At 57.8% G+C, this 23,942-nt stretch carries 26 protein-coding genes; 17 read left to right on the top strand and 9 right to left on the bottom strand.

Annotated elements, in window-relative coordinates; genetic code table 11:
* Positions 1-22 precede the first annotated feature (22 nt).
* From AC2FPW_RS08265 to lpdA, 9 genes are all read left to right on the top strand, one after another.
* Complete coding sequence (locus tag AC2FPW_RS08265) at positions 23-556, top strand: hypothetical protein (RefSeq protein WP_480506734.1); 534 nt, start codon at positions 23-25, stop codon at positions 554-556.
* A 131-nt stretch (positions 557-687) separates the two neighbouring features.
* Complete coding sequence (locus AC2FPW_RS08260; RefSeq protein WP_496813186.1) at positions 688-1,515, top strand: glycosyltransferase family 25 protein; 828 nt, start codon at positions 688-690, stop codon at positions 1,513-1,515.
* A gap of 13 nt (positions 1,516-1,528) precedes the next feature.
* Positions 1,529-2,410, top strand: coding sequence for a succinate--CoA ligase subunit alpha (sucD, locus tag AC2FPW_RS08255; protein ID WP_209506539.1), 882 nt, complete (start codon positions 1,529-1,531; stop codon positions 2,408-2,410).
* Positions 2,407-2,760, top strand: coding sequence for a hypothetical protein (locus AC2FPW_RS08250; RefSeq protein WP_496813185.1), 354 nt, complete (start codon positions 2,407-2,409; stop codon positions 2,758-2,760). Before sucD ends, AC2FPW_RS08250 begins: the two co-directional genes overlap by 4 nt.
* Before the next feature lie 25 nt (positions 2,761-2,785).
* A complete protein-coding gene (locus AC2FPW_RS08245) occupies positions 2,786-3,328 on the top strand; it encodes a DUF805 domain-containing protein (RefSeq protein WP_496813184.1) in 543 nt (180 codons plus the stop codon).
* On the top strand, positions 3,325-6,282 hold the full coding sequence (locus tag AC2FPW_RS08240) for a 2-oxoglutarate dehydrogenase E1 component (RefSeq protein ID WP_496813182.1): 2,958 nt from the start codon (positions 3,325-3,327) through the stop codon (positions 6,280-6,282). Before AC2FPW_RS08245 ends, AC2FPW_RS08240 begins: the two co-directional genes overlap by 4 nt.
* Positions 6,283-6,285: 3 nt before the next feature.
* Positions 6,286-7,791: a 2-oxoglutarate dehydrogenase complex dihydrolipoyllysine-residue succinyltransferase gene (gene odhB, locus AC2FPW_RS08235; RefSeq protein WP_496813181.1), complete on the top strand. Its 1,506-nt coding sequence runs from the start codon at positions 6,286-6,288 to the stop codon at positions 7,789-7,791.
* Positions 7,792-7,793: 2 nt separating this feature from the next.
* Positions 7,794-8,063, top strand: a complete 270-nt coding sequence (locus tag AC2FPW_RS08230; protein WP_480483134.1) for a hypothetical protein — start codon at positions 7,794-7,796, stop codon at positions 8,061-8,063.
* A gap of 72 nt (positions 8,064-8,135) precedes the next feature.
* Entirely contained in the window at positions 8,136-9,524 is a 1,389-nt protein-coding gene (gene lpdA / locus AC2FPW_RS08225; RefSeq protein ID WP_480585542.1) for a dihydrolipoyl dehydrogenase, read from the top strand.
* A gap of 21 nt (positions 9,525-9,545) precedes the next feature.
* Here lpdA and AC2FPW_RS08220 read toward each other — a convergent pair whose 3' ends face one another.
* On the bottom strand, positions 9,546-10,124 hold the full coding sequence (locus AC2FPW_RS08220; protein ID WP_480483131.1) for a TetR/AcrR family transcriptional regulator: 579 nt from the start codon (positions 10,122-10,124) through the stop codon (positions 9,546-9,548).
* Positions 10,125-10,226: 102 nt separating this feature from the next.
* Between AC2FPW_RS08220 and AC2FPW_RS08215 the strand changes: the two genes are divergently transcribed.
* Entirely contained in the window at positions 10,227-10,820 is a 594-nt protein-coding gene (locus AC2FPW_RS08215; protein ID WP_480483129.1) for an NAD(P)H-dependent oxidoreductase, read from the top strand.
* A gap of 19 nt (positions 10,821-10,839) precedes the next feature.
* Here AC2FPW_RS08215 and AC2FPW_RS08210 read toward each other — a convergent pair whose 3' ends face one another.
* From AC2FPW_RS08210 to AC2FPW_RS08195, 4 genes are read right to left on the bottom strand one after another with little or no spacing between them, the layout of a single operon-like run.
* Positions 10,840-11,445, bottom strand: coding sequence for a pyridoxamine 5'-phosphate oxidase family protein (locus tag AC2FPW_RS08210; RefSeq protein ID WP_480483127.1), 606 nt, complete (start codon positions 11,443-11,445; stop codon positions 10,840-10,842).
* Entirely contained in the window at positions 11,432-12,172 is a 741-nt protein-coding gene (locus tag AC2FPW_RS08205; protein WP_267363220.1) for a lysophospholipid acyltransferase family protein, read from the bottom strand. Before AC2FPW_RS08205 ends, AC2FPW_RS08210 begins: the two co-directional genes overlap by 14 nt.
* A complete protein-coding gene (locus AC2FPW_RS08200) occupies positions 12,172-13,071 on the bottom strand; it encodes a cell division protein FtsX (protein ID WP_480483124.1) in 900 nt (299 codons plus the stop codon). Before AC2FPW_RS08200 ends, AC2FPW_RS08205 begins: the two co-directional genes overlap by 1 nt.
* Positions 13,068-13,745, bottom strand: coding sequence for a cell division ATP-binding protein FtsE (locus AC2FPW_RS08195; RefSeq protein WP_480585531.1), 678 nt, complete (start codon positions 13,743-13,745; stop codon positions 13,068-13,070). The genes AC2FPW_RS08200 and AC2FPW_RS08195 overlap by 4 nt, the downstream gene beginning before the upstream one ends.
* A 182-nt stretch (positions 13,746-13,927) precedes the next feature.
* Here AC2FPW_RS08195 and AC2FPW_RS08190 point away from each other — a divergent pair, with 182 nt between their 5' ends.
* Positions 13,928-14,650: a zinc-ribbon domain-containing protein gene (locus AC2FPW_RS08190; RefSeq protein ID WP_496813179.1), complete on the top strand. Its 723-nt coding sequence runs from the start codon at positions 13,928-13,930 to the stop codon at positions 14,648-14,650.
* 3 nt (positions 14,651-14,653) lie between these two features.
* Here AC2FPW_RS08190 and AC2FPW_RS08185 read toward each other — a convergent pair whose 3' ends face one another.
* From AC2FPW_RS08185 to argH, 4 genes are all read right to left on the bottom strand, one after another.
* Positions 14,654-17,137: a TIGR02302 family protein gene (locus tag AC2FPW_RS08185; protein WP_496813302.1), complete on the bottom strand. Its 2,484-nt coding sequence runs from the start codon at positions 17,135-17,137 to the stop codon at positions 14,654-14,656.
* A 96-nt stretch (positions 17,138-17,233) separates the two neighbouring features.
* A complete protein-coding gene (gene lysA, locus AC2FPW_RS08180) occupies positions 17,234-18,499 on the bottom strand; it encodes a diaminopimelate decarboxylase (protein WP_496813178.1) in 1,266 nt (421 codons plus the stop codon).
* A 304-nt stretch (positions 18,500-18,803) separates the two neighbouring features.
* Positions 18,804-19,004, bottom strand: coding sequence for an argininosuccinate lyase (locus tag AC2FPW_RS08175; RefSeq protein ID WP_480483118.1), 201 nt, complete (start codon positions 19,002-19,004; stop codon positions 18,804-18,806).
* Entirely contained in the window at positions 19,001-20,389 is a 1,389-nt protein-coding gene (gene argH / locus AC2FPW_RS08170; protein WP_496813176.1) for an argininosuccinate lyase, read from the bottom strand. Before argH ends, AC2FPW_RS08175 begins: the two co-directional genes overlap by 4 nt.
* A 21-nt stretch (positions 20,390-20,410) precedes the next feature.
* Between argH and AC2FPW_RS08165 the strand changes: the two genes are divergently transcribed.
* The 6 genes from AC2FPW_RS08165 to AC2FPW_RS08140 all read left to right on the top strand — a co-directional run bounded on the left by AC2FPW_RS08165 (position 20,411) and on the right by AC2FPW_RS08140 (position 23,854).
* Complete coding sequence (locus AC2FPW_RS08165; protein ID WP_496752214.1) at positions 20,411-20,977, top strand: TlpA disulfide reductase family protein; 567 nt, start codon at positions 20,411-20,413, stop codon at positions 20,975-20,977.
* 64 nt (positions 20,978-21,041) lie between these two features.
* A complete protein-coding gene (locus AC2FPW_RS08160) occupies positions 21,042-21,239 on the top strand; it encodes a hypothetical protein (protein ID WP_480538995.1) in 198 nt (65 codons plus the stop codon).
* Between the two features lie 42 nt (positions 21,240-21,281).
* The gene (locus AC2FPW_RS08155) at positions 21,282-21,668 is read left to right on the top strand and encodes a hypothetical protein (protein ID WP_496813175.1); all 387 of its coding nucleotides are present in this window, start codon (positions 21,282-21,284) and stop codon (positions 21,666-21,668) included.
* Positions 21,665-22,636 carry a sterol desaturase family protein gene (locus tag AC2FPW_RS08150; protein WP_496813174.1) on the top strand — a complete coding sequence of 324 codons (972 nt, stop codon included), beginning with the start codon at positions 21,665-21,667 and terminating at the stop codon, positions 22,634-22,636. The genes AC2FPW_RS08155 and AC2FPW_RS08150 overlap by 4 nt, the downstream gene beginning before the upstream one ends.
* Positions 22,637-22,727: 91 nt before the next feature.
* On the top strand, positions 22,728-22,916 hold the full coding sequence (locus AC2FPW_RS08145) for a hypothetical protein (RefSeq protein ID WP_480585514.1): 189 nt from the start codon (positions 22,728-22,730) through the stop codon (positions 22,914-22,916).
* 104 nt (positions 22,917-23,020) lie between these two features.
* A complete protein-coding gene (locus AC2FPW_RS08140) occupies positions 23,021-23,854 on the top strand; it encodes an EAL domain-containing protein (protein WP_496813173.1) in 834 nt (277 codons plus the stop codon).
* Positions 23,855-23,942 lie beyond the last annotated feature (88 nt).

The raw sequence follows: 23,942 nt of genomic DNA, 5'->3' as shown, positions 1-23,942 counted from the left end.
ATCACTTTCAAAGGCCGATTGAATGAATTTCCAGAAGATCTCCTTGGCAACCGCAATTCTTTTAGCTGGTTGCACGAACGCGCCGGTAACACGAAGCAGTGCAATTGAAGAAGCGAGTGTGCTGTTTGAAACGGTCTGCATGGCCAGCTTGGGTAATCCTTCTCAAGCAACTCAAACGCTGGAGAACTCAGGCCTTGAACGTATTTCTAACACGTCCGAGGGAGGAACTCGGTTCTTCAGTGAGCCGAATTGGATCTATGCAGTCACCGGAACCAGAACTTCTGATTTTGGAACCAGGGGCAGGGTCGAGTATGACTACTGCTATATAGCGTCGAAAAACCTAACTTCCACTGACGTAGAAGAAATACAAAAGCGGATGGCTGCAAAGCACATCGATGGTTCATCTACTTATCAGACGACCAGAAGCTCTTCGAGAACTACGCTGAGAGCCGACAAACCCATTGCAGGGCGAAATGTCTACATCGTCTCCGGGCAACCTCCGAAACAACCCGCTGGACAGCAATACTCGTCCATCGAACTTCAACAGATAAGATAGCAAGCGAAGGAGCCACTAAAATGGCAGTCCTCATCGACGAAAATACCAAAGTGATCTGTCAGGGCTCTACCGGCTCGCGGACCAAATCGCTGTTGGTACAGACTGCCTGATCTGACTGGAAATGTAACCCCATGACCATCCCCATCTTCCTCATAGGCCTAGAACGCGCCACCGGGCGGGCGCGTTTGATGGCGCAGGAGCTGCAAAAGGCAGGCCTGTCGGCAACGCGCATCAACGCTGTTGATTGCGACGCCGCCACCCGTGAGGAATTCCTGCGTGAATGCCGGTCTGAGGGACCTTGGGGTTATTTCCATACCAAGGACATGGCCTGCACCCTCAGTCACGCCAAAGCGTGGGAGGCCGTTGTCGCCTCTGGCGCGGAGCAGGCTTTGATACTTGAGGATGATGTTTTCCTGTCGCCAGAACTGGCGGATTGGTTGAACGATGCATCCTGGTGGCCAGAGGATGCCGATATCGTGCGGTTCGAACGCTGGCGCAGCACAAAGCTTTACCTCGCACTTGAGTGCAAAAGCTCATCCCATCTGGGTCGGGAACTGCGCCTGATGCACTCACGCCACCCCGGCGGTGCCGCATATGCGTTGACCCGAAATGCGGCAGAACATTTCCTGGCGCAAAAGCCCTATGACATCACGCTGGATGGCCTGTTGTTCAACCCGTCAGCCTCGGCTGCGGCGCGTCGGGTCAATGTCTATCAGGTGGTCCCTGCGATGGTCGAGCAAGGCAACGAAGCGCCGGGCGAAATCCAGATGGGTGCCCCCCGCGCACGCCCTACGGGCTGGCCGCTGGTCCGACAAAAAATCAGGCGCGGTGTCGCCGAAATCAGCAGCGGCCTGCGCACGATGGCCAACCTGGCCTTTGGTCGCGCCACGCTTCAGAAAATTACCTATGCGCCGCAGGTTCTTCCAGCGGCTGAACCCCATCAATCCAACACCGCCTAGAGAAAGGGACAAAATGGCAGTCCTCATCGACGAAAACACCAAAGTGATCTGTCAGGGCTTTACCGGCTCGCAAGGTACATTCCACAGCGAACAGGCCATTGCCTATGGCACCAAGATGGTTGGCGGCGTAACCCCCGGCAAAGGCGGGATGGAGCATTTGGGCCTGCCCGTGTTCAACTCGGTCCACGAGGCCAAGCACGTGACCGAAGCCAACGCATCGGTGATCTACGTACCGCCCCCATTCGCGGCGGACTCGATCCTCGAAGCGATTGATGCCGAGATGGAAGTGATTGTCTGCATCACCGAAGGTATCCCGGTTCTGGACATGATGAAGGTAAAACGCGCGCTGGAAGGCAGCAAGTCGCGCCTGATCGGCCCGAACTGCCCCGGTGTCATCACGCCTGACGCCTGCAAGATCGGCATCATGCCCGGCCATATTCACAAACGCGGGAGCGTGGGTGTCGTTTCCCGCTCGGGTACTCTTACTTATGAAGCCGTGAAACAGACAACGGATGTAGGACTGGGCCAGTCCACCTGTGTGGGCATTGGCGGTGACCCGATCAAAGGGACTGAGCATATCGACGTGCTGGAATGGTTCCTGGCAGATGACGAGACCACTTCGATCATCATGATTGGCGAGATCGGCGGCTCAGCCGAGGAAGAGGCTGCGCAGTTCCTGGCCGATGAGGCCAAGAAAGGCCGCAAAAAGCCGGTTGCAGGCTTCATCGCAGGCCGCACAGCCCCTCCGGGCCGCCGCATGGGCCACGCGGGTGCGATTGTCGCCGGTGGCAAGGGCGGTGCCGAGGACAAGATCGAAGCCATGCGCTCGGCCGGTATCGTCGTGGCCGAAAGCCCGGCGCAGCTGGGTGAGGCTGTATTGGAGGCGATTGGTTGAAGCTGGCCGCGCTCATCCTGCCCCTTGCAGCGACCCTGTTGCTGCAAGGATGTGCTTCCGAACTCGACACGTCGGTCGAGCGCTCCTCCGAAGCTGACGATGGGCAATCCGCAGTAACCGAGCCGGTGTCAGGCTTAGACAAAGAAGCACTCGCCGCGATTATTGGATTAGGTTCGCAAGTCGGAGTGTTTTATTATCCAGACAAGATTGACCGCAGGCAATTGAGTGCTGCCCCAGCAAAATTATGTGCAGCAAGAGGCGCCAAAGTCGTGGAAGTAGAAGATACCGACTTGCACCATCCAGAAGAGTTGCCGGGAGCACGACACTTGGTCGTGCGCTGCTCCGGATAGATTTGAGGATATCGGAATAGTTCAAATGACCTTCTCCGACGCCATCCGCACCTGTTTTGCCCAGGTTTTCACCTTCTCGGGCCGTGCTTCGCGGCCCGAATACTGGTTCTTTTTTCTGTTCATCGTTATCTGGAACATCATCGCTGGGATCATTGATTGGCAGTTCTTCACGCAGGTCGCGGTGACGGAAACCGAAACCTCGAAATCCGTGTCAGCCACGTCCTCACAACCGGTGCAGGGCATTGTCGGCCTGATTGTCTTCTTTCCTCATTTGGCGGTCGCTTTCCGACGGATGCATGATACCGGTCGCAGCGGGCTGTATGCTCTGCTGCCGATCCTGTTGATCCTTGGCGCCGGAGCCGTGCTCGTTTTCGGTATCGGCCTGGCCTCTCATTTCCAGCATGGCGGCAGGCTGGATATCCTGTTCACCCGCGCCACGTTGCTCATCGTTCTTCCGACACTACTGGTACTGGTGGTGTCGCCCCTCCTGGTTCTATGGTGGCTGACACGCCCCAGCCAGCCAGGCACCAATCAATACGGTCCCAACCCAACAGAGGTAGCCCTATGACCGAACATTCGCCCAATTCCGCCTTTCATGCCTCAAGCTTCATGCAGGGGCATAATGCCGAATATCTAGAGCAGCTTTATGCGCAATACACAAAGAACCCCGGGGCGGTGGATGCCGCATGGGGCGCGTTCTTTGATGCCATGGGCGATGCCGCACCCGATGTTCAACGCGAAGCCGACGGTCCGTCCTGGGCGCGCACCGACTGGCCGCCAATGCCAGCAGACGACCTGACTGGTGCGCTGACTGGTGAATGGGCCGAGATTGACGCCAAAGCGGCGGGCAAAAAGATCAAGGACAAGGCGGCTGAAAAAGGCGCTGAGGTCAGCGACGACCAGATCAAACGCGCCGTGCTGGACAGTTTGCGGGCACTGATGCTGATCCGGGCCTATCGCATCCGGGGCCATCTGGCCGCGGATCTGGACCCGCTGGGCATGCGTGCTGCCAGCACACATCCTGAGCTGGACCCGAAGACTTACGGTTTCACCGATGCCGACATGGATCGCCCGATCTTTATCGACAACGTGCTGGGATTGCAGGTCGCTTCGATGCGGCAGATCGTTGAAATCGTGAAACGTACATATTGCGGCACCTTCGCACTGCAATACATGCATATCTCGAACCCGGAAGAGGCCGCCTGGCTGAAGGAGCGGATCGAGGGCTATGGCAAGGAAATCCAGTTCACCAAGGAAGGCCGCAAGGCGATCCTGAACAAGATGGTCGAGGCCGAGGGCTTTGAGAAGTTCCTGCACGTCAAGTACATGGGTACCAAGCGGTTCGGTCTGGACGGTGGCGAGGCGCTTATCCCGGCGATGGAACAGATCATCAAGCGCGGTGGTGCGCTTGGCCTTAGTGACATCGTCATCGGGATGCCGCACCGGGGTCGCCTGAACATTCTGGCCAACGTGATGGGCAAGCCTTATCGCGCGATTTTCAACGAATTCCAGGGCGGTAGCTTCAAGCCCGAAGACGTGGATGGCTCTGGCGACGTGAAATATCACCTCGGCGCCTCCAGCGATCGCGAATTCGATGGCAACAGTGTGCACCTGTCACTGACCGCCAACCCCTCTCACCTTGAGGCGGTAAACCCGGTGGTTCTGGGTAAGGTCCGCGCCAAGCAGGACCAACTGGGCGATACAGATCGCACAAGGGTCATGGCCATTTTGCTGCACGGTGACGCGGCCTTTGCCGGTCAGGGTGTGGTGGCCGAAGGCTTTGGCCTGTCTGGCCTGAAAGGGCACAGAACCGGCGGCACCATGCATATCGTGGTGAACAACCAGATCGGGTTCACTACCGCGCCGCATTTCAGCCGCTCGAGCCCCTATCCGACCGATATCGCGCTGATGGTCGAGGCCCCGATCTTCCATGTGAACGGCGACGACCCCGAGGCGGTGGTTCACGCCGCGAAGGTGGCGACCGAGTTCCGCCAGAAGTTCCATAAAGACGTGGTTCTGGACATCTTCTGCTATCGCCGGTTTGGCCATAACGAGGGCGATGAGCCCATGTTCACCAACCCGATCATGTACAAGAAGATCAAAACCCATAAAACTACGCTTTCCTTGTACACCGAGCGGCTAGTCAAGGACGGGCTGATCCCCGAGGGTGAGATCGAAGATATGAAGGCCGCTTTTCAGGCCCACCTGAACGACGAGTTCGAGGCCGGGAAAGACTATAAACCCAACAAGGCCGACTGGCTGGATGGGCGCTGGTCGCATCTTGACAAGAACAAGGATGACTATGTCCGGGGTGAAACAGCGATCTCGGCAGAGACACTGGCAGAAATCGGAGCCGCGCTGACCAAGGCTCCTGGCGATTTCGCAATGCACAAAACCGTTGAGCGGTTGCTGGAACATAAGAAACAGATGTTCGAGACTGGTGCAGGCTTCGACTGGGCCACGGGCGAGGCACTGGCGTTTGGCTCGTTGCTGACCGAAGGATATCCCGTGCGTCTGGCCGGACAGGACGCAACACGGGGCACCTTCAGCCAGCGTCACTCTGGGTTTGTTCATCAGGAAACCGAAGAACGGTATTACCCGCTTAACAACATCCGTGCCGGGCAATCCCAATACGATGTCATCGACTCGATGCTGTCGGAATACGCGGTGCTGGGTTTCGAATACGGCTATTCGCTAGCAGAACCGAACGCTCTGGTTCTGTGGGAGGCGCAGTTCGGCGACTTTGCCAACGGTGCGCAGATCATGTTCGACCAGTTTATCAGCTCGGGCGAAAGCAAGTGGCTGCGGATGTCCGGTCTTGTCACATTGCTGCCGCATGGCTTTGAAGGGCAAGGCCCGGAACACTCGTCAGCGCGTCTGGAACGGTTCCTGCAAATGTGCGGTCAGGACAACTGGATCGTGGCGAACTGTACGACACCCGCGAACTATTTCCACATCCTGCGCCGTCAGTTGCACCGGACTTTCCGGAAACCGCTGATCCTGGTGACACCGAAGTCGCTGCTGCGTCACAAGCTGGCCGTCAGCACGGCGGACGACTTCACCACAGGCTCCAGCTTCCACCGGGTGCTGTGGGATGACGCGCAGAAGGGCAACTCTGACACCAAGCTGGTGGCTGATGACAAGATCAAGCGCGTCGTCATGTGTTCCGGCAAGGTCTATTTCGACCTGCTGGAGGAACGCGACGCGCGTGGCATCGATGACATCTACCTGATGCGGATCGAACAATTCTATCCGTTCCCGGCACATTCACTGATCAACGAACTCGAACGGTTCAAGAATGCCGAGATGGTCTGGTGTCAGGAAGAGCCCAAGAACCAGGGTGCGTGGACCTTTATCGAACCCAACATCGAATGGGTCCTGTCCCGTATCGATGCTAAACACACTCGCCCGACCTATGCCGGTCGCGCCACATCGGCCTCGCCCGCAACGGGGCTGGCCAGCCAACACAAAGCCCAACAAGAAGCGCTGGTTAACGAAGCGCTGAGCATTGAAGGAAAGTAAGCGATGACGATTGAAGTTCGTGTTCCCACGCTTGGCGAATCGGTCACCGAAGCCACAGTTGCAACCTGGTTCAAAAAGCCCGGTGATGCGGTCGCCATGGATGAGATGCTGTGTGAGCTGGAGACAGACAAGGTCACCGTCGAGGTTCCTTCGCCGGCAGCGGGTGTCATGGGTGAAATCGTGGCAGCCGAAGGCGAAACCGTCGGTGTTGACGCCTTGCTGGCAACGATTGCGGCGGGCGAAGGCGCAGCCCCGGCGCCAGCCGCAGCCCCGGCAGCGGCACCTGCCGCATCAGGTGGGTCGGTTGACGTGATGGTTCCGACACTTGGTGAGTCTGTGACGGAGGCAACCGTTTCGACCTGGTTCAAGAAGGTTGGCGACAACGTCGCGCAGGATGAGATGCTGTGCGAATTGGAAACCGATAAAGTCTCGGTTGAAGTTCCCGCACCGACTTCGGGTGTTCTTGCGGAAATCGTTGCTCCAGAAGGATCGACCGTGGATGCGGCTGCCAAGCTGGCCGTCATCACCGGAGCTGCCGCTGGTGCAGCAGCCGCGCCGGCACAGGCAGCAGCGGCGGCGCCCGCAGCAACAAGCACCGGAAAAGACGTCGCAAACGCACCGTCCGCCCAGAAAGCAATGGCCGAAGCCGGACTGTCGGCTGATCAGGTCACCGGAACAGGCCGCGACGGTCGCATCATGAAGGAAGACGTAGCCAAAGCCGTTGCAGCAGTTTCAGCCCCGGTACCTGCGGCGGCTGCGCCCGCCCCTGTGGCCCAAGCCCCACGCGCCCCTGTGGCTGCCGAGGACGAGGCCCGCGAAGAACGCGTGCGGATGACCCGCCTGCGCCAAACCATTGCCAAACGTCTCAAGGACGCACAAAACACCGCTGCGATCCTGACCACCTACAACGAGGTGGACATGACCGAGGTCATGGCCCTGCGCAATCAGTACAAAGACCAGTTCGAGAAGAAGCATGGTGTGCGTTTGGGCTTTATGTCCTTCTTCACCAAGGCCTGCTGCCACGCGCTGAAAGAAGTGCCCGAGGTCAATGCCGAGATTGATGGAACCGACATCGTCTACAAGAACTTCGTGCATATGGGCGTTGCCGCCGGTACGCCGCAGGGTCTGGTAGTTCCCGTGATCCGTGATGCCGACAGCATGTCCTTTGCCGCGATCGAAAAAGCCATCGCCGAAAAGGGCAAGCGCGCCCGTGACGGCAAGCTGAGCATGGCTGAGATGCAGGGTGGCACCTTCACCATCTCGAATGGTGGTGTCTATGGCTCGCTGATGTCCTCGCCGATCCTGAATCCCCCTCAGTCGGGTATTCTGGGCATGCACAAGATCCAGGACCGCCCGATGGTCATCAATGGTGATATCAAGATCCGCCCGATGATGTATCTGGCCCTGTCGTATGACCACCGGATTGTCGACGGCAAAGGTGCCGTTACCTTCCTCGTTCGTGTGAAAGAGGCGCTGGAAGATCCGCGCCGCCTGCTGATGGACCTGTAAGCATGGCAACGCATGTCCTTTGGCAAGCCGACGTGGCCGATTTCAACGCCTGGCTGAAAGTGTTCCGCGAGGACAAACCGATGCGCAAGGCGGCGGGTATCCGCGACCTGCATGTCTGGCGCGACCCCGACCAAAAAGACCACGCCATCGCGATGTTCGAGGTTACAAACCTGGACAAGGCCAAAGCCTTCTTTGGTTCCGAAGAATTGGCGATGCATCACGAGCGGGGCGGAATTGCCCATATCTCGATCAAGCTGCTGGAACCTGTTTGACAATGACTATTTCCGACCCGCCAAATCGGGTCGGGGAAGCGCCGGAACGTCCGGTCGATTTAGGAGAATGTAATGGCAAATTATGACGTCATCGTAATCGGCGCCGGGCCCGGCGGCTATGTCTGCGCGATCCGCTGCGCTCAACTGGGTTTGAAAACCGCCGTGGTCGAAGGGCGCGAAACACTGGGCGGTACTTGCCTGAACGTGGGCTGCATTCCCTCCAAGGCGCTGCTGCATGCCAGCCATCAACTGCACGAGGCCGAGCATAACTTTGCCAAGATGGGCCTGAAGGGCAAAGCGCCTTCGGTCGATTGGAAGCAGATGCAGGCCTACAAGGACGAGGTCATCGACGGCAACACCAAGGGCATCGAATTTCTGTTCAAGAAGAACAAGATCGACTGGCTGAAAGGCTGGGGATCAATCCCAGCCGCAGGTCAGGTCAAGGTGGGTGATGAGGTCCACGAGACCAAGAACATTATCATCGCCTCTGGATCGGAACCATCTTCCCTGCCCGGTGTTGAAGTTGATGAGAAGGTTGTCGTGACTTCGACCGGTGCTTTGTCGCTGAACAAAGTCCCGAAGAAAATGGTTGTGATCGGCGCGGGTGTGATCGGGCTGGAACTGGGATCAGTTTACAGCCGCCTGGGCGCTGAAGTTACCGTGATCGAGTTCCTCAAGGAGATCACGCCGGGCATGGACCCTGAGGTGCAAAAAACCTTCCAGCGCATTCTAAAAAAACAGGGCCTGACCTTTATCATGGGTGCAGCGGTGCAGAAAACCGAAGCGACCAAGACCAAGGCCAAAGTTACCTACAAGCTGCTCAAAGACGACAGTGAACATGTGATCGACGCCGACACTGTGCTGGTTGCCACAGGCCGCAAACCCTATTCGGATGGTCTGGGACTGGACGCTTTGGGCGTCGAGATGACCCAACGTGGTCAGATCAAGGTTGGTGCCGACTGGCAGACCAACGTGCCGGGCATCTATGCAATTGGCGACGTGACCGAAGGCCCGATGCTGGCACACAAGGCCGAAGACGAAGGAATGGCCGCTGCCGAACAGGTTGCAGGCAAGCACGGTCATGTGAACTATGGCGTGATTCCGGGCGTGATCTACACCTGGCCCGAAGTTGCCAATGTCGGTGAAACCGAAGCGACGCTCAAGGAACAGGGTCGTGCCTATAAAGTCGGCAAGTTCATGTTCATGGGCAATGGGCGTGCCAAGGCGAATTTTGCGGCAGACGGGTTCGTCAAGATTCTGGCCGACAAGGAAACTGATCGCATCCTGGGTGCCCATATCATCGGCCCCGGCGCGGGTGATCTGATCCACGAGGTCTGTGTGGCGATGGAATTCGGTGCTTCTGCCGAGGATCTGGCGCTCACCTGCCACGCGCATCCGACGTATTCCGAAGCGGTGCGCGAGGCTGCCCTGGCCTGCGGAGACGGCCCGATCCACAGCTAACACCCCTGACCCCGGCGGCGATCAGCTTGCCGGGGTCAGCCATGCATCCAGATATGTTTCCAGTCTGTCTGTGAACGTTGTCGCTGAATGCAGCGCGCAATACTGTAAGGACATGGCCTGAATGGCAAAGGCCTGCACGCCTTCTGCTAACAGCTCGGATGGTACATCCTTGCGTACCTCTGCGGTTTCAAGCCACATCATCACGACCCGGAAATACCGTTCAAAACAATAGGCAATCGGCCCAATATCTGCGATAGCCGTTGCCCCCGAGTATCTGATCAACAGATCGAACACGTACCGTTCGGACGTCATGAATTCGTGGACCGGTTCCAGCGAAGCGATAATCTCTGGTACCGTTTTGGGTGGGGTACCGGATTGGGCCTGATCCAGGCAAGCATTCAGCTTGTCCGCTATCAAGATTTCCATCAGCGCATCCTTGTCGCGGAAGTGTGCAAAGAAGGTCCCCTTGGCAACACCCGCGGCCTTTACAACTTCATCCACCCGCAAGGCTTCATATCCGCCATGTCGGATAACCTCTTCCGCAGCTGATAGAAGCTTGGCGCGGGTCTTGATGGTACGTTTCTGGATCGTTTTTTGCATAACGCCCAATCGCACATTTTTTGACCGTGGTCAAATTTAATATTGACCGTGGTCATTTTTTGATTCTATAAACTGACCGCGGTCATTTTTAGGAGAACCCCGATGCACCCCAAGAAAATCCTCATCCTCGATGGACATCCGGCAGAAAGCAGCTTGTCACGCACATTCGCAGAAACCTATGGCGAGGCAGCCCGCAAAAACGGACATGATGTCCGAATAGTCCATCTGAGCGACCTGCAATTCGATTTTGATTTCGGTCAGGGCAACTATCACGACTTCAAGCCGCTTGAACCGGTTCTGGAACACGTGTTGCAGGACTTCGAATGGAGCGACCATCTGGTCCTGACCACACCTATGTGGTGGGGCGGGCTGCCTGCAAAACTCAAGGGATTGATTGACCGGATGTTCATACCGGGGCGGACATTCGACACCCGAAACACGACGATGGCTGGCCTGCCAGCCCCGATGCTGACCGGACGCACGGCACGCGTTATCCTGACCTCAGATACGCCGGGCTGGTTCATGCGCCTGATGTACAGGCAAGCGCTTATTCGACAGGTTCGGGGCCAGATCCTCGGGTTTGTTGGCTTCAAACCAACGCGATTCACTTACTTTGCAGGCGCAAGCTATCCCAAACCGGGCAGCGTTGATCGCTGGATCAAAAAGGTGTCCAGAATCGGAGCCGCCGCAGCTTGACTGAACAACCGTCCGCTACCTACCACATTGTTTTGGCGGCGCGTGCAGCCCAGTCTTTGTCATATTGCGCGCCGCCCTCTTCACCCTCTGACGCCTCCGACAAAAGCTGCCCAATCGTCGGAAGGTCCTTGCTTTCGTCGCCACAAGTCCAAGTGCGGGCGCGCATCAGTGCACGCGCGCACTGACTGTAAATCTCGTCAATCTGCACGACGATAACCGTCGCCGGAACCTTGCCAGCCTTTTCGAACTGGTTGCGCAATGCCGCGTCTGCGGTCAATCGGGCTGTTCCGTTAACCCGAACGACATTGTCAGAACCCGGCACAAAGAACATCAGCGAAACGCGCGGGTCCCGAACAATGTTGCGCAAGCTGTCCAGGCGGTTGTTTCCCCGCCAGTCAGGCAGCGCCAGTGTTTTTGGGTTCAATTCGCGCACAACAGCACCGTCGTCCCCACGTGGGCTTCCGTCCACACCCTCGGGACCAACTGTACTGAGAACACAAAGGCGCGCGGCTTCAATCCACTTGCGATAGAGCGGAGTTAAGTGTCGAACGACCTTTCGCAACGAAGCAGCACCCGGCGTTCCGTACAACGCCTCGAGATCTTCTACTTTTTCAATGAATTCCATCAGGATCAAACCCCACTTCGCGCATCAATTCGTTCGAGCGTGTTTCGATGACTTCCTCCAACCGCGCGAGGAACTCATCGCGGGCAACACCTGGTTTGATCGGCTCCAGAAAATCTACAATGGCAAGGCCGGGCTTACGCATCACGCCTGTGCGGGGCCAGAACACGCCAGCATTCGTAGCAACCGGAACACATGGAAAACCAAGGCCTTCATACAGGACCGCTGTACCAACCTTGTAGGGTTTCTTTACTCCCGGTGCCACACGCGTGCCCTGCGGATAGATCACCAGCTGACCGGGTTCGGAAAACTCTTTTGAGACGTCCTTGACCATTTTTGCCACAGCCGCACCGCGCTTGCCGCGATTGACCGGGATACAGCCAAGGCGTCGTGCATACATGCCAATGACCGGTGTGAACAACAGCTCGCGCTTCATGATAAACTTGCCGTGCGGAATGGCGTCGAAAATCATGATGATATCAAGGAACGACTGATGTTTGGCCCCGATGACCACTTCATTCGTTGGGGCATTGCCCCGCACCTCACAGCGAATACCAACCATCCACCGGGCCAGCCACATGGTGCTTTTGGCGTAGGTTTTACACGCTTTCAGCGCACCGTTTTTAGAAAACAGAGCATAAGGAAGAAACGCGATGCCAAGGATCAGCATCCAGGCATAGATCACAATCATGAAGATGAGGGAACGAACCCACTGAATTGCCATCAACATCAGGAAAGCTCCTTCAACTTGCGTCGGGCTGCGGCCCATGTGGCAACAAAGGCAACGGCTGCCCCAAGGACGGGGATAAGAACCGGCAACACCCAGTCTTTACCCTGAAATCCAACTCCGGTCAGAAATCCGCCCGCGTCCGAAGCTTCGGGCAAAAGCAAGACACCAGTCATTCCCAGCAGGGTCCCAACCGAGGCGCCGAAAAACGCGCGATAGGTAAACCGCCGTACAAAAGCCCCCGCGATGAAACCATCCTGCGCGCCAACCAATCGCAGAACTTCGATAATCTGCGCATTGGCCGCAAGTGAGGCGTTGGCTGCAAGGGTAATCATCGCAGCGGTCGCACCGCCAATCAGCAGGATTGATATCCACCCCAGGCGACGCAGGGACATCGCTGCATCGACCAGCGGTTCGCGCCATCGCGTGTGATCATCCAGAACCGCGCCGGGCACCTCGGCCCCCAATCGCAATCGCAGCCCGAGTGCATCCAGTCCCGGTTCGCCCTCGATGATCTCGATCAGCTGCGGGATTGGCAGAGTATCCAACGGCAGGTCCGGCCCGAACCATGGTGCCAGCAACGCGGCTTGTTCATCTGCGCTAAGCGCACGGGCAGACGCGACACCGGGTGTTTGGCTGAGGACGGTCAATGCCGCTTCTGTCTGGGCAGCAAGCTGCTCGGCCGGTGCGTTGATGCGCAAGGTTGCAGCGCCCGCCAGTTCCGAGGCCCACCGATCCGCGATGCGGCCAGAGGCGAGGGACAAAGCCAAAGCAAAAACAGCAAGAAATGCCATGGCACCAGCGACAAACAGCGTCAGATGCGCTGTGTAGCCGGTTGGCGGAACAACACGGTCAGCACGGGTATCGCCGCGCAGCAGGTTTTGGATATCAGCCCCAGTCACAGGTCTGCCCCCGCCAGATGCAGCTTTCGCTGCGAAATCCGCAAAACACGGGCCTGAACATGACTTTTTGCCGCACGGATCAGGCTCAGGTCATGGGTGGCAATCAGAACGGTCTTTCCCATACGGTTCAGCTCGACCAGCAGGTGCAACAAACGTTGCGACATCTCCCAATCGACATTGCCCGTGGGCTCATCAGCCAATATGACATCGGGCGACAGGATGACGGCGCGCGCCAGAGCCGCCCGTTGACGTTCACCGCCGGACAATTCCGGTGGCCGCGCTTCGAGACGTGAACCAAGCCCCACCCAGCTGAGCAGTTCGGTCAAATTGTCTTGCCCGGACGATTCCCCGCGCCCAGAGACCATCAGTGGCAAGGCGACATTCTCGGCAAGCGTCATATGGTCAAGGAACTGGCAATCCTGATGAACAACACCAACGCGTCGGCGGAGCACGGCCAGCTGATCCCGATCAAGGGCCGAGATATCCTGATCAAACACGCTAAGACGTCCTGAGGTTGGTAACAGTGCCCCGTAACACAGCTTGAGCAATGTCGTCTTTCCCGCCCCCGATGGCCCGGTCAGAAAATGGAACGACCCCGGCTGCAATTGAACCGAGACATCGCTCAGCAACTCGCCGCCACCGTAGGTATAGCTGACATTTTCCAGCTCGATCACACGTGCCCCCAATATTTTGCCGCTCTTCTTGCCCGAGCAGGGCGACGGTTTCAATGGCTCTACCGAGTCCAATTGGTGACACTTGGCCCATGAAACCGAAAACGCCCTTTGCTGTTGGGTCTTAACGGAATATCATCCCTGAAAAAACTATTATCGGCCCTTCACCCGGCCGAGGAGGCAGTATGCGTCTTACATGTCCGAATTGCACTGCGCAGTACGAAGTTCCTGACGAGGTCATCCCCGAGGAAGGCCGCGACGTGCAGTGTTCGAACTGCGATCAGACCTGGTTTCAGGCCAAGCATCCATCCGAGGCGACGGATGAGCCGAACGCGCCCGAGGACAAGCCTGTTGAGGCAGATACATCGGACACCGAGGTCGAGGCCCAGAAGGACTCTGAGCCTGCCGAAAAAACAGCGCCAGAGGTTGAAAAACCTGCGGCATCCACGGGAAATGTTGCCCCATCAGTCGCCAGTATCCTGAAAGAAGAAGCCGCACGAGAAGCGGAGTTGCGCGCGCAGGAAGGCGGTGGTCTGGAAAGCCAGCCCGATCTGGGCCTGGAAGCACCGCCAGAGCCAAAGGTCAGGCCTAAACGCCCTGCAACTTCGGAAACCGCCGTAGATGCCGGGCAAAAGGATGCACTGCCGGATGTCGATGCCATCAACTCGAGCATGCGGTCGGACCCGGCAGAAGATGAGGCGCAGGCGCCTCGCAAGTCCGGTGGGTTCTTGCGCGGTTTTGCGCTGATGCTGATAATCGGCGTGGTTCTGTACCTGATCTACGGGAATGCCCGCCAGATCAGCGAGGCTGTACCGCAGGCCGATCCGTTGCTCAGCTCATATGTGTCGCTGGTGGATCAGGCGCGCATCTGGCTCGAAACTCAGGCAGGATCCGGTGCGCAGAACTAAGGGCTAGAACCGCTCCAGCAACCGCTTGAGGTATTCCAGCTCGATCTGGGGACGATCTGTTTCACCGGTCCGGCGGCGGATTTCATCCAGCAACTCGCGCGCCCGGCGATAAACGTCTTCGCCCTGCAACAGGTTCTCGTCGGTTGAAATCGAACCCGCAGCGCCTGGGTTTCGACCCAGCGGATCGCGGTTGTTGGCCTGCATATCGCCGTCCTGCGTTCCCTGCCCCGGTTGGTTCTGCTGTTCCTGCGCCATGGCTTCACCCAGCGACCGCATCCCTTCGCGCAACGCTTCCATCGCTTCGGATTGACGGTCGATAGCTTCGGCGAGATCATCGCCACGCAGAGCTTGCTCGGCCTCGTCCATGGCACGCCCGGCCCGATCCAGCGCTTCGCGCGCGGCGTCACCTTCGGGTGTGCCGACACCGGGGAGACCTTGTTGCTGACGACCCAACTCGTCTCTCAACGCTTGCTGTCGGTCGGCGAGCGAGCCTTGCCCCTGCTCACCGTCTCCAGCCTGATCCGAACCTTCACCTTGTCCGCCCTGTCCTTCGTGGCTTTGCCCCCGGCCTTGCCCGCCGTTGCGGCCTTCGTTCCCTTGGCTTTCACCTGATTGCGCGCCGGGGTTGAATTGTTCCTGCAAATCACGAAAGGCCTGATCGCTAAGACCCTGCTGTTCGCGCAGGGTTTCGGCAAGACCTTCCATGGCCTGCTGGCCTTCGGATTGCTGCCCTTGGCCCTGACCCTGAGTTACACGCATGTTCTCCATCATCTGCTGGAATTCTTCCAGCGCCTGCTGGGCTTCGGCCATGCGACCTTGTTCCATCAGTTCCTGAATGCGGTCCATCATGCGCTGCAGGTCATCCTGCGTCATTTGCAAAGATTCACTATTCTGGCCGGGCTGACGTTCGCCGTCTTCTCCATCTTGCTGTGCCAGACGTTGTAGTTGCTGAAGGTAATCGTGCGTCGCCTCGCGCAATTCCTGCATCAACTCCGCTATTTCGTCATCGCTGGCCCCGTTCTTCATCGCCTCGGTCAGACGTTCCTGCGCGCGGCGCATCCGTTCCAATGCATCCGCCAGCGTCCCGTCCTCGATCACCACGGCAAGGTCCCACAGGGCTTGTGCAATCTCTTCCTGTTGTTTGGGCTTCAACCCGTATCGATGAAAAGTTTCCAATCGCCGCAGAACAACCCGCAGTCGCAGATAGGCTGTGTCAGAACGAAACAGATCCTCAGGGCGGTGCGACACAGCCCTCAGCAATTGCGAGACACGAGGCGCATTGGATCGCGACCAAAGCAGATCGCGCCTTTGCTCAATCACGGCTGCCGCCAGCGGATCAAAGAAGCGCCGTGCTGGCAATGCCGTCTCATAGGAATCCGAAGACGTTTGCTGCTCCGCTGCATCCGTTGCCATCAAGGTAATCCTGACCGGCAAATGCGCCCACGGATGCTGCGAGAAGTCCTCGATCAGGTCTTCGGTGAAATCTGCCCGATCACCGGTGATCGGCATGGGTAATTCAATTTCGATCACCTCGCGCGGCTCTGGCTCGGCCGCCAGTCCGTACCGACGGTCAATCGCCGGCAAATCCAGTTCGATCCGGGCCAAGCCCGAAACCACTCCGTAATCGTCGCTGGCGGAAAATGGCAGCTTCATCTGCCCGCCCGCTTCAGACTGGGCGGTGCCGGAAACTGCAATCTGCGGAGCCGCGTCGTCAATGACCTGCACCGACCAGTCCCGCCCCGCCGGTCCATCAATGCGCAACTGACCCGAGCGTTCGGCGACAAACTCCTGTTCCGGGTCTGTTGCCGCCTCGGTTCCGCTGGCAGAACTGCTTTCGGTCAGACTATGTGCACCGACCTCACCGTAAAGTCGCAAGGTGATGCGACTGCCCTTGGGAACAGAAAGCGCCGCCCCCGTCTGATCAGCAAGATATAAGGTCGGCAAACCTGTGTATCTGGGGGGTTCCACCCATCCTTCCCAAGTTGGGCCCTGTCCAGCGACGGCTGTACCCGGCGCCATGTCCGCCACTGAACCCACGCGCCACAACGAACCAAAGATCAGCGCCACGACAAATGCCAGCAGAGCGGCATAGCGCAGCGCATACGGGTCGCGCGACGCAAGCCGAAGATCTGGTTTCACAGCCTCAGCAGTGGCCGCACGCTGTGCCATGCGGGCTTTGTGCGCCTGCCACAAGGCAACCGAGTCCCCATCGTTGGTACCGATTGCCTGATCGTCCAGCAAAGCCTGAATCGGCCGACCGGGCAGAGCCTCATCCAGCCGCGCCAGCGCATCAGCGCGGGACGGCAGTTTGAATTTCGTGACACCCCAGACGGATATTGCACCAAAAGAGATCAACGAGAGCGCACCAGCACCCCAGACGATTTCAACGGGCAGATGATCCTGCAGCCCCAGCATCAGAGCGGCGAGCAAAGCCAGAACAATAGAGAACGCAGGCCAGAACGCGCGCAGTACCTGTTCAGCCACCATGCCAAGATGGGTTAGCCACAGGGACAGGCGCGGAATGGGCAGGTTCGTACTGTTGGTCAAGACGGGCCTCCGGGACGGGCCCGCGCGGTTATCGCGTCAAAGCCACGATGGTATGGTATCGCGGTTTATGATTTCGTCAAAGCTTGGCCGTTCACGAATGACTGCAAATTGATCGCCATTCACCAGAACTTCAGGGATCAACGGACGGGTATTGTATTCGCTGGACATCACCGCACCGTATGCACCCGCGCTGCGAAATGCGACCAGATCACCCGATTTCAACGGTGGCATATTGCGCTGCTTGGCAAAGGTATCCCCGGATTCGCAGACCGGGCCTACGATGTCATAGGCTTGCTGTTCCACGCCAGCCGCCGGTTCCTGCACCGCTACGATATCGTGGTACGCTTCGTACATTGCAGGCCGGATCAGGTCATTCATCGCCCCATCAAGGATCAAAAAGTCGCGACCTTCGCCTGATTTCACATAGATGACCTTGCTGACCATGATCCCGGCATTGCCCGCGATCAGGCGGCCCGGCTCAATCTCGATCTCACAGCCCAGATGGCCCAGTGTTTTCTTGACCAGCGCACCATATTCAATCGGCAAGGGCGGTGCGTCGTTCGACCGGGTGTATGGAATGCCCAAACCACCGCCCAGGTCGAGGCGCCTAATGTTGTAACCTTCAGAGCGGAGGCGCTCGGTCAGCTCGGCCAGCTTTGTGTAGGCCAACTCATACGGTTCAAGTTCGGTCAGTTGCGAGCCGATGTGAACGTCGATGCCAATCACCTCCAGCCCCGGCAGGTCGGCGGCGTGAGCATAAACTTCCGAGGCGCGGGCAATCGGAATGCCAAACTTGTTCTCGGACTTGCCCGTGGCAATCTTGGCATGCGTCCTGGCATCAACATCCGGGTTCACCCTGACGGTAATCGGCGCGATCACGCCAAGCTCAAGCGCAATGGCGTTGATCACTTCCATTTCGGGCTCGGATTCGACATTGAACTGGCGAATGCCGCCGCTCAGCGCCATGCGTATCTCGTCCGCTGTTTTCCCCACACCTGAGAACACGATCTTGTCACCGGGAACACCAGCCGCCTTCGCACGCAGATATTCTCCGCCCGAGACCACGTCCATCCCCGCACCTGCTTGGGCCAATGTCTTAAGGATCGCCTGATTGCTGGCCGCTTTCATCGCGTAGCAGACCAGATGATCGGTGCCGTCCAACGCGTCATCGAACAGTTTGAAATGCCGCAGCAATGTAGCCGTGGAATAGACATAGAACGGTGTTCCGACCGCGGCTGCGATTTCGGAGATGGGGACATCTTCGGCGTAAAGCGCGCCGTCGCGGTACAAAAAGTGATCCATGCTTGCGCGCTTAGACCATAAAAGGACTTCGGATCAATGGATTCTGTATCCTTGGTCCCGGTTTAGTTTTGCGTTGAAACACCAACTCGGCCATAGCCCGAGATTGAAATGCCGGTGCCCGATTGTTTTGGTTCGGCCGCAGGTTCCGGACGTCGCGCTGACGAAGGCTCGCAAGCCGCCAAAACAGCAAGTGCACAAACCAATCCCAGAATTCTCATTTCAATACCATTTCTTTGTGTGACAGGTAATCGATACGTGGACCCAACATGAGGTGCCGGGACCATGGGCGCAACATTCAAAAGGATCAGAATCCAAGATAAATGCCCAGCGGTCCGCGGCTTAGGCCGACACCCCCGCCAACATACGCGCCGCTTGATCCAACCCCAATGGTGGCATTGACCGTGGGTTGAGGGGCAGTTGGTTGATCAGGCTCGCCATCAGCCCCGCACCCGGCCAGCACCAAGCCGGAAACCGTTATCAGGATCGCACGTAGCGCGGTCGTCATACCATTGCCTTCCATCGTTCGATCTGAGCCCGCACCTGTTCGGGGGCAGTACCGCCGTAGGACTGGCGCGAGTTTACCGAATTGTCGACGCCAAGGACAGAGTAGACGTCATCCGAGATTTCACCATGGACCGATTGCATATCGTCCAGAGCCAGGTCGCGCAGGTCACACTCCTTACCTTCGGCCATGGCCACCAGCGATCCTGTGACGTGATGCGCGTCGCGGAAGGGCAGGCCCAGCACGCGCACCAGCCAGTCGGCCAGATCCGTCGCGGTCGAGAAACCCGACCCGGCGGCGGCGGCAAGGCTGTCGCGGTTGGCGGTCATGTCCTTGACCATCCCTTCCATCGCCGCCAGAGCCAGCATCCAGTTGTCGGCGGCATCAAAGACCTGTTCCTTGTCCTCCTGCATGTCCTTTGAATAGGCCAGCGGCAGGCCCTTCATCACCATCATCAGCGCGGTATTGGCCCCATAGATGCGCCCAACCTTGGCGCGGATCAGCTCGGCTGCATCCGGGTTCTTTTTCTGCGGCATGATCGACGAGCCGGTCGAAAACCGGTCGGAAAGGGACACGAAACGGAACTGGGCCGACGACCAAATCACCAGCTCCTCGGCAAAGCGCGACAGGTGCACAGCGCAGATCGAGGCGGTCGACAGGAACTCCAGCGCGAAATCGCGGTCGCTGACGGCATCAAGCGAGTTGGCGGCGGGGCGATCAAAGCCCAACGCCTGCGCCGTCATATGGCGATCAATGGGGAAAGATGTGCCTGCCAGCGCGGCGGCCCCCAACGGGGATTCGTTCATTCGGGCACGGGCGTCGCGGACACGGCTCAGGTCGCGGCCAAACATCTCGACATAGGCCATCATGTGGTGGCCCCATGTTACGGGTTGCGCAGTTTGCAGGTGGGTGAAGCCGGGCATGACCCAATCGGCGCCTGCTTCGGCCTGCGCCAAAAGCGCACGAATCAAAGCCAGCAGGCCAGTTTCAGCCGCATCTAGCTGATCCCGGACCCACAGTTTGAAATCCGTCGCCACCTGATCGTTGCGCGAACGCCCTGTGTGCAAACGGCCAGCAGGCTCGCCGATGATCTCTTTAAGCCGCGCCTCGACATTCATGTGTATGTCTTCCAACGCTGTTGAGAACTTAAACGTGCCGCTCTGGATTTCTGACAAAACGGTGAGCAGCCCTTCCCGAATGGCCTGCGCATCACTATCACTTATGACGCCTGTAGCAGCCAACATGGCCGCATGGGCGCGCGAGCCTTCGATGTCCTGGGCTGCCATCCGCTGATCGAACCCGATCGAGGCGTTGATCGCCTCCATGATCGCGTCAGGACCGGCGGCAAAGCGGCCGCCCCACATCTGGTTCGAGGATTGATCGGTCATGTAAGAAAACCCGGAGTTGATATGCGCCTATTTCGTTTGATCCCCCTTTATATGGCCCTTGCGCTAGGTGCAAATGCCGCTTTTGCAACCGATGCTGCGACACTGGGCCCCTTACGGGAAGGCAGTCTGAAGCGCCTTATCCTGCATGAAGAACCGAAACCGGCAAAAGTGATCGAGTTTCAGCTGGAAGATGACGGGGGTGTCGGCACGCTGGCCGATTATGAGGGCAAGTATGTGCTGCTGAACTTCTGGGCCACCTGGTGCGCCCCCTGCCGCAAAGAGATGCCTCAGATCGCCGAATTGCAGAACGAGTTCGGGGGTGACATGTTCCAGGTTCTGACCCTTGCCACAGGCCGCAACTCGCCAGCAGGGATCAAGAAGTTTTTTGAAGAAAATGGCATATCCAACCTGCCGCGTCATCAGGACCTCAGCTCGGCCGCCGCGCGCGAATTTGGCGTAATTGCCTTGCCCATCACGGTCATTCTGAATCCCGAAGGTCAGGAAATCGCGCGGTTGATCGGCGACGCCGAATGGAATTCGGACAGCGCCAAGGCGATTATCTCGACGCTTGTTGGCGCAGAAAGCTGAGGAAATAGCTTAAAGATCAGTGAATCATGATATCCTCCGGGCATTCAACCCGGAGGATATTTTGGTGAAACCAATTGCAGGAATTGCGGCGACGGCGGGTGTTTTCTGGATGGCCGCCGATGCTGCTATCACCAAGGTTGTACTCAAGAAGGGCAAGGGAGATCCGGTAACCTACACGATCTCCGACCTGTATTCCCGCTTGTCGAATGGTTCCGGTCAAAGCCTTGGTTTTGGAACACAACTGACGCGACGCCACCTTTGACAGTTTCCATCCTCCTTTGCACTCTGCGCTCAGGAGGATGGAATGCCGCTGGAAATTCTATTGGTGTTGGTCGTTGGGGGCATAGCCGGGATTACGGTATTGTTGCATCTGACGGGCAAGTCGCGGTTGCACGTGCTGACGCCGGACACGGCGCCACGCCAGTGGCTGCGGCATTTCCCTGATGACACGGTGATCGACGTAACAATCGCCCATGACGGTCACACGGCGCTGGTAAGAACCCAGAACGGGGCTGGGTTGATCTGGTCCTTCGGCGCCGACACAGTAGCGCGGCATCTCCAGGACTTCGACTGGTTTGAGACCGCCAATGGCATCGAAGTTCGGTTTCACGACTTCAGCACCCCGCGCGCGACTCTTCACCTTGACCAGACCGAACGCCAGCACTGGCAACACTTGATGAGGCCCGCATGACAGTCCAGGTAAGCTTTCCCGATGCGGTGCAATGGGCCGTCCCGTTTTTCATCGCTGCTATTCTGGCAGAATTCCTGTGGATCGCAGTCAAAGGCAAAGGCGGGCGGTATGAAACGCGCGATGCTGTAACCTCGCTGATCATGGGGGCCGGGAACATCGCGTCGGGCTTTTTGCTGGGCTTTATTGCCTATGCGTTTTTCATGTGGCTGTGGCAGATCACTCCTTTGGACCTGGGCACGTCAATTCCCATTATCATTCTGTGCTTTGTCCTGGATGATCTTCGCTATTACTGGGTACACCGTTTTGGGCATCGCATTCGCTGGGTCTGGGCCAGCCATGTCAACCACCACAGCTCGCAGCACTACAATCTGACCACAGCTCTGCGGCAGACTTGGACCTATACCTTTACGTTCATGATGGTCGTTCGCGCGCCGCTGATACTGCTGGGTTTCCATCCGGCCATGGTTCTGTTCGTTGGCGGATTGAACCTGATCTATCAGTTCTGGATTCACACCGAGGCCATCGGCAAAATGCCCCGATGGTTTGAGGCGGTCATGAATACCCCCAGCCATCATCGCGCGCATCACGGCCGGAACGCACGGTATCTGGATTGCAATTACGCCGGAGTTTTCATCATCTGGGACAAGATGTTCGGGACATTTGTGCCTGAACAGGAAAACGACCGGGTCGATTACGGGCTGGTTCACAATATCGGCACCTTCAACCCTTTGCGCGTTGCGTTTCACGAATGGGTCGGCATTTGGCACGACGCCACGCAGCCCGGCCTGACACTGCGGCAACGTCTGGCCTATTGTTTCGCACCTCCTGGGTACAGCCACGACGGCAGCCGCGACAACTCGGAGCAGATAAAAGCCAAGCACTTGGCTCGCCACCCCGAGGACCGGGGAACGCCCGGTTTTGAGCAGGTCGACAAGATCCTGCCCAAAGGACAGGCAGAACAGGCCTGACACAGCCAACAGGCCCCGCCCAGACTTGAACTCCGGTCTTTGCACGCCATATCGGTGAGTGAATGTGGCGCATAACTGAGCGAGGGGCGGCATGAAACGTTTGGCAACCATTTCGACCTTCGTCGGGTTGTTTGGCCTGTTGCTGGCCATGCTTGCTGCGCTTGGCAGCTTTGTTGGCACTCTGATCGCATTGGGTTTTGTCCTGATGATTCTGGGTGCGACAGGAGCCCTTCTTGGAGCCGCGGCGTCGCTGGCCCGTGCCGGGCATTCCGCGCGCTGAAAACCGCAATAAGCAACTTCATCTGACGCTTTAACCGCAGATTCATCTGTTTGCCCCGAAACTGTGTCAAAACACCTGTTCCGGACACACGGGAATCTGCGCCTATGGGAAACAAAAAGCTCACCAATCTTCCCGAAGGGTTGGACACCCCTTTGAATGCAGCAGTGTCAACACGGGATCGTTCGGTGGTTCAGATGGCAACCGATGCTGTGAAGCACAAGCAATGTCGGTTGGCCTTTCAGCCGGTTGTTCAGGCGCACCCGCCGCATGACATCGCGTTTTACGAAGGCTTCATTCGTGTATTGGATGAAACAGGGCGCGTTATCCCCGCGCGTGAGTTCATGCCACAGGTTGAAAACACTCCGATCGGACGTGATCTCGACTGCGTCGCGTTGGAACTTGGTCTGCGCACGTTGGTGAAGAACCCCCAGATCCGCCTGTCGATCAACATGTCCGCCCGCTCGATCGGTTATTCCAACTGGTCCGGTATACTGGACCGGTTTCTGAAACGGGATCAGCAGCTGGGCGAACGTCTGATCCTAGAAATCTCCGAAAGTTCTGCCATGCAGGTGCCGGAATTGGTGGTCGACTTTATGGACCGCCTACAGGATCGCGGCATCGCCTTTGCGCTGGACGACTTTGGTGCCAGCAACTTCAGTTTCCGCCACTTTCGCGAGTTTCTGTTCGACGCCGCCAAGATCGATGGTCAGTTTATCAGGGGCATCAGCAACAGCCCCGACAACCAGGCTTTGGTGCGGGCCCTGATTGCCGTGGCGCGTGAGTTTGAAATTCTGGTCACTGCCGAATCGGTCGAAACTCAGAAGGATGCGGCATTTTTGCTTGAAAGTGGCGTGGATTGCATGCAGGGTTTTTTGTTTGGCGCGCCCAGTGTTTCGCCCCCGTGGAAACAGGAAAAAATTTCAAAAACAGCAAGTTGACCCGTGGGTGATCGACATTTTTCCGCCATTTCCCAAGCTGAGACAAGCTGCCCGTTGCTGCAAGTGCAGCATTACGCTATTGCAGAAG

It is taken from the genome of Ruegeria sp. SATB027 (assembly GCF_059613825.1).
This window is presented reverse-complemented; position numbering and strand designations above follow the sequence as displayed.

Excerpts from the sequence above, each read along its gene's own strand:
- lpdA (WP_480585542.1), top strand. The coding sequence starts at position 8,136 with ATGGCAAATTATGACGTCATCGTAATCGGCGCCGGGCCCGGCGGCTAT.
- AC2FPW_RS08220 (WP_480483131.1), bottom strand. The coding sequence starts at position 10,124 with ATGCAAAAAACGATCCAGAAACGTACCATCAAGACCCGCGCCAAGCTT.
- AC2FPW_RS08240 (WP_496813182.1), top strand. The coding sequence starts at position 3,325 with ATGACCGAACATTCGCCCAATTCCGCCTTTCATGCCTCAAGCTTCATG.
- AC2FPW_RS08155 (WP_496813175.1), top strand. The coding sequence starts at position 21,282 with ATGCCGCTGGAAATTCTATTGGTGTTGGTCGTTGGGGGCATAGCCGGG.
- AC2FPW_RS08140 (WP_496813173.1), top strand. The coding sequence starts at position 23,021 with ATGGGAAACAAAAAGCTCACCAATCTTCCCGAAGGGTTGGACACCCCT.
- AC2FPW_RS08185 (WP_496813302.1), bottom strand. The coding sequence starts at position 17,137 with ATGGTGGCTGAACAGGTACTGCGCGCGTTCTGGCCTGCGTTCTCTATT.
- AC2FPW_RS08165 (WP_496752214.1), top strand. The coding sequence starts at position 20,411 with ATGCGCCTATTTCGTTTGATCCCCCTTTATATGGCCCTTGCGCTAGGT.
- AC2FPW_RS08190 (WP_496813179.1), top strand. The coding sequence starts at position 13,928 with ATGCGTCTTACATGTCCGAATTGCACTGCGCAGTACGAAGTTCCTGAC.
- AC2FPW_RS08150 (WP_496813174.1), top strand. The coding sequence starts at position 21,665 with ATGACAGTCCAGGTAAGCTTTCCCGATGCGGTGCAATGGGCCGTCCCG.
- sucD (WP_209506539.1), top strand. The coding sequence starts at position 1,529 with ATGGCAGTCCTCATCGACGAAAACACCAAAGTGATCTGTCAGGGCTTT.
- argH (WP_496813176.1), bottom strand. The coding sequence starts at position 20,389 with ATGACCGATCAATCCTCGAACCAGATGTGGGGCGGCCGCTTTGCCGCC.
- odhB (WP_496813181.1), top strand. The coding sequence starts at position 6,286 with ATGACGATTGAAGTTCGTGTTCCCACGCTTGGCGAATCGGTCACCGAA.
- AC2FPW_RS08175 (WP_480483118.1), bottom strand. The coding sequence starts at position 19,004 with ATGACGACCGCGCTACGTGCGATCCTGATAACGGTTTCCGGCTTGGTG.
- AC2FPW_RS08145 (WP_480585514.1), top strand. The coding sequence starts at position 22,728 with ATGAAACGTTTGGCAACCATTTCGACCTTCGTCGGGTTGTTTGGCCTG.
- AC2FPW_RS08205 (WP_267363220.1), bottom strand. The coding sequence starts at position 12,172 with ATGTTGATGGCAATTCAGTGGGTTCGTTCCCTCATCTTCATGATTGTG.
- AC2FPW_RS08260 (WP_496813186.1), top strand. The coding sequence starts at position 688 with ATGACCATCCCCATCTTCCTCATAGGCCTAGAACGCGCCACCGGGCGG.
- AC2FPW_RS08210 (WP_480483127.1), bottom strand. The coding sequence starts at position 11,445 with ATGGAATTCATTGAAAAAGTAGAAGATCTCGAGGCGTTGTACGGAACG.
- AC2FPW_RS08245 (WP_496813184.1), top strand. The coding sequence starts at position 2,786 with ATGACCTTCTCCGACGCCATCCGCACCTGTTTTGCCCAGGTTTTCACC.
- lysA (WP_496813178.1), bottom strand. The coding sequence starts at position 18,499 with ATGGATCACTTTTTGTACCGCGACGGCGCGCTTTACGCCGAAGATGTC.
- AC2FPW_RS08230 (WP_480483134.1), top strand. The coding sequence starts at position 7,794 with ATGGCAACGCATGTCCTTTGGCAAGCCGACGTGGCCGATTTCAACGCC.
- AC2FPW_RS08265 (WP_480506734.1), top strand. The coding sequence starts at position 23 with ATGAATTTCCAGAAGATCTCCTTGGCAACCGCAATTCTTTTAGCTGGT.
- AC2FPW_RS08215 (WP_480483129.1), top strand. The coding sequence starts at position 10,227 with ATGCACCCCAAGAAAATCCTCATCCTCGATGGACATCCGGCAGAAAGC.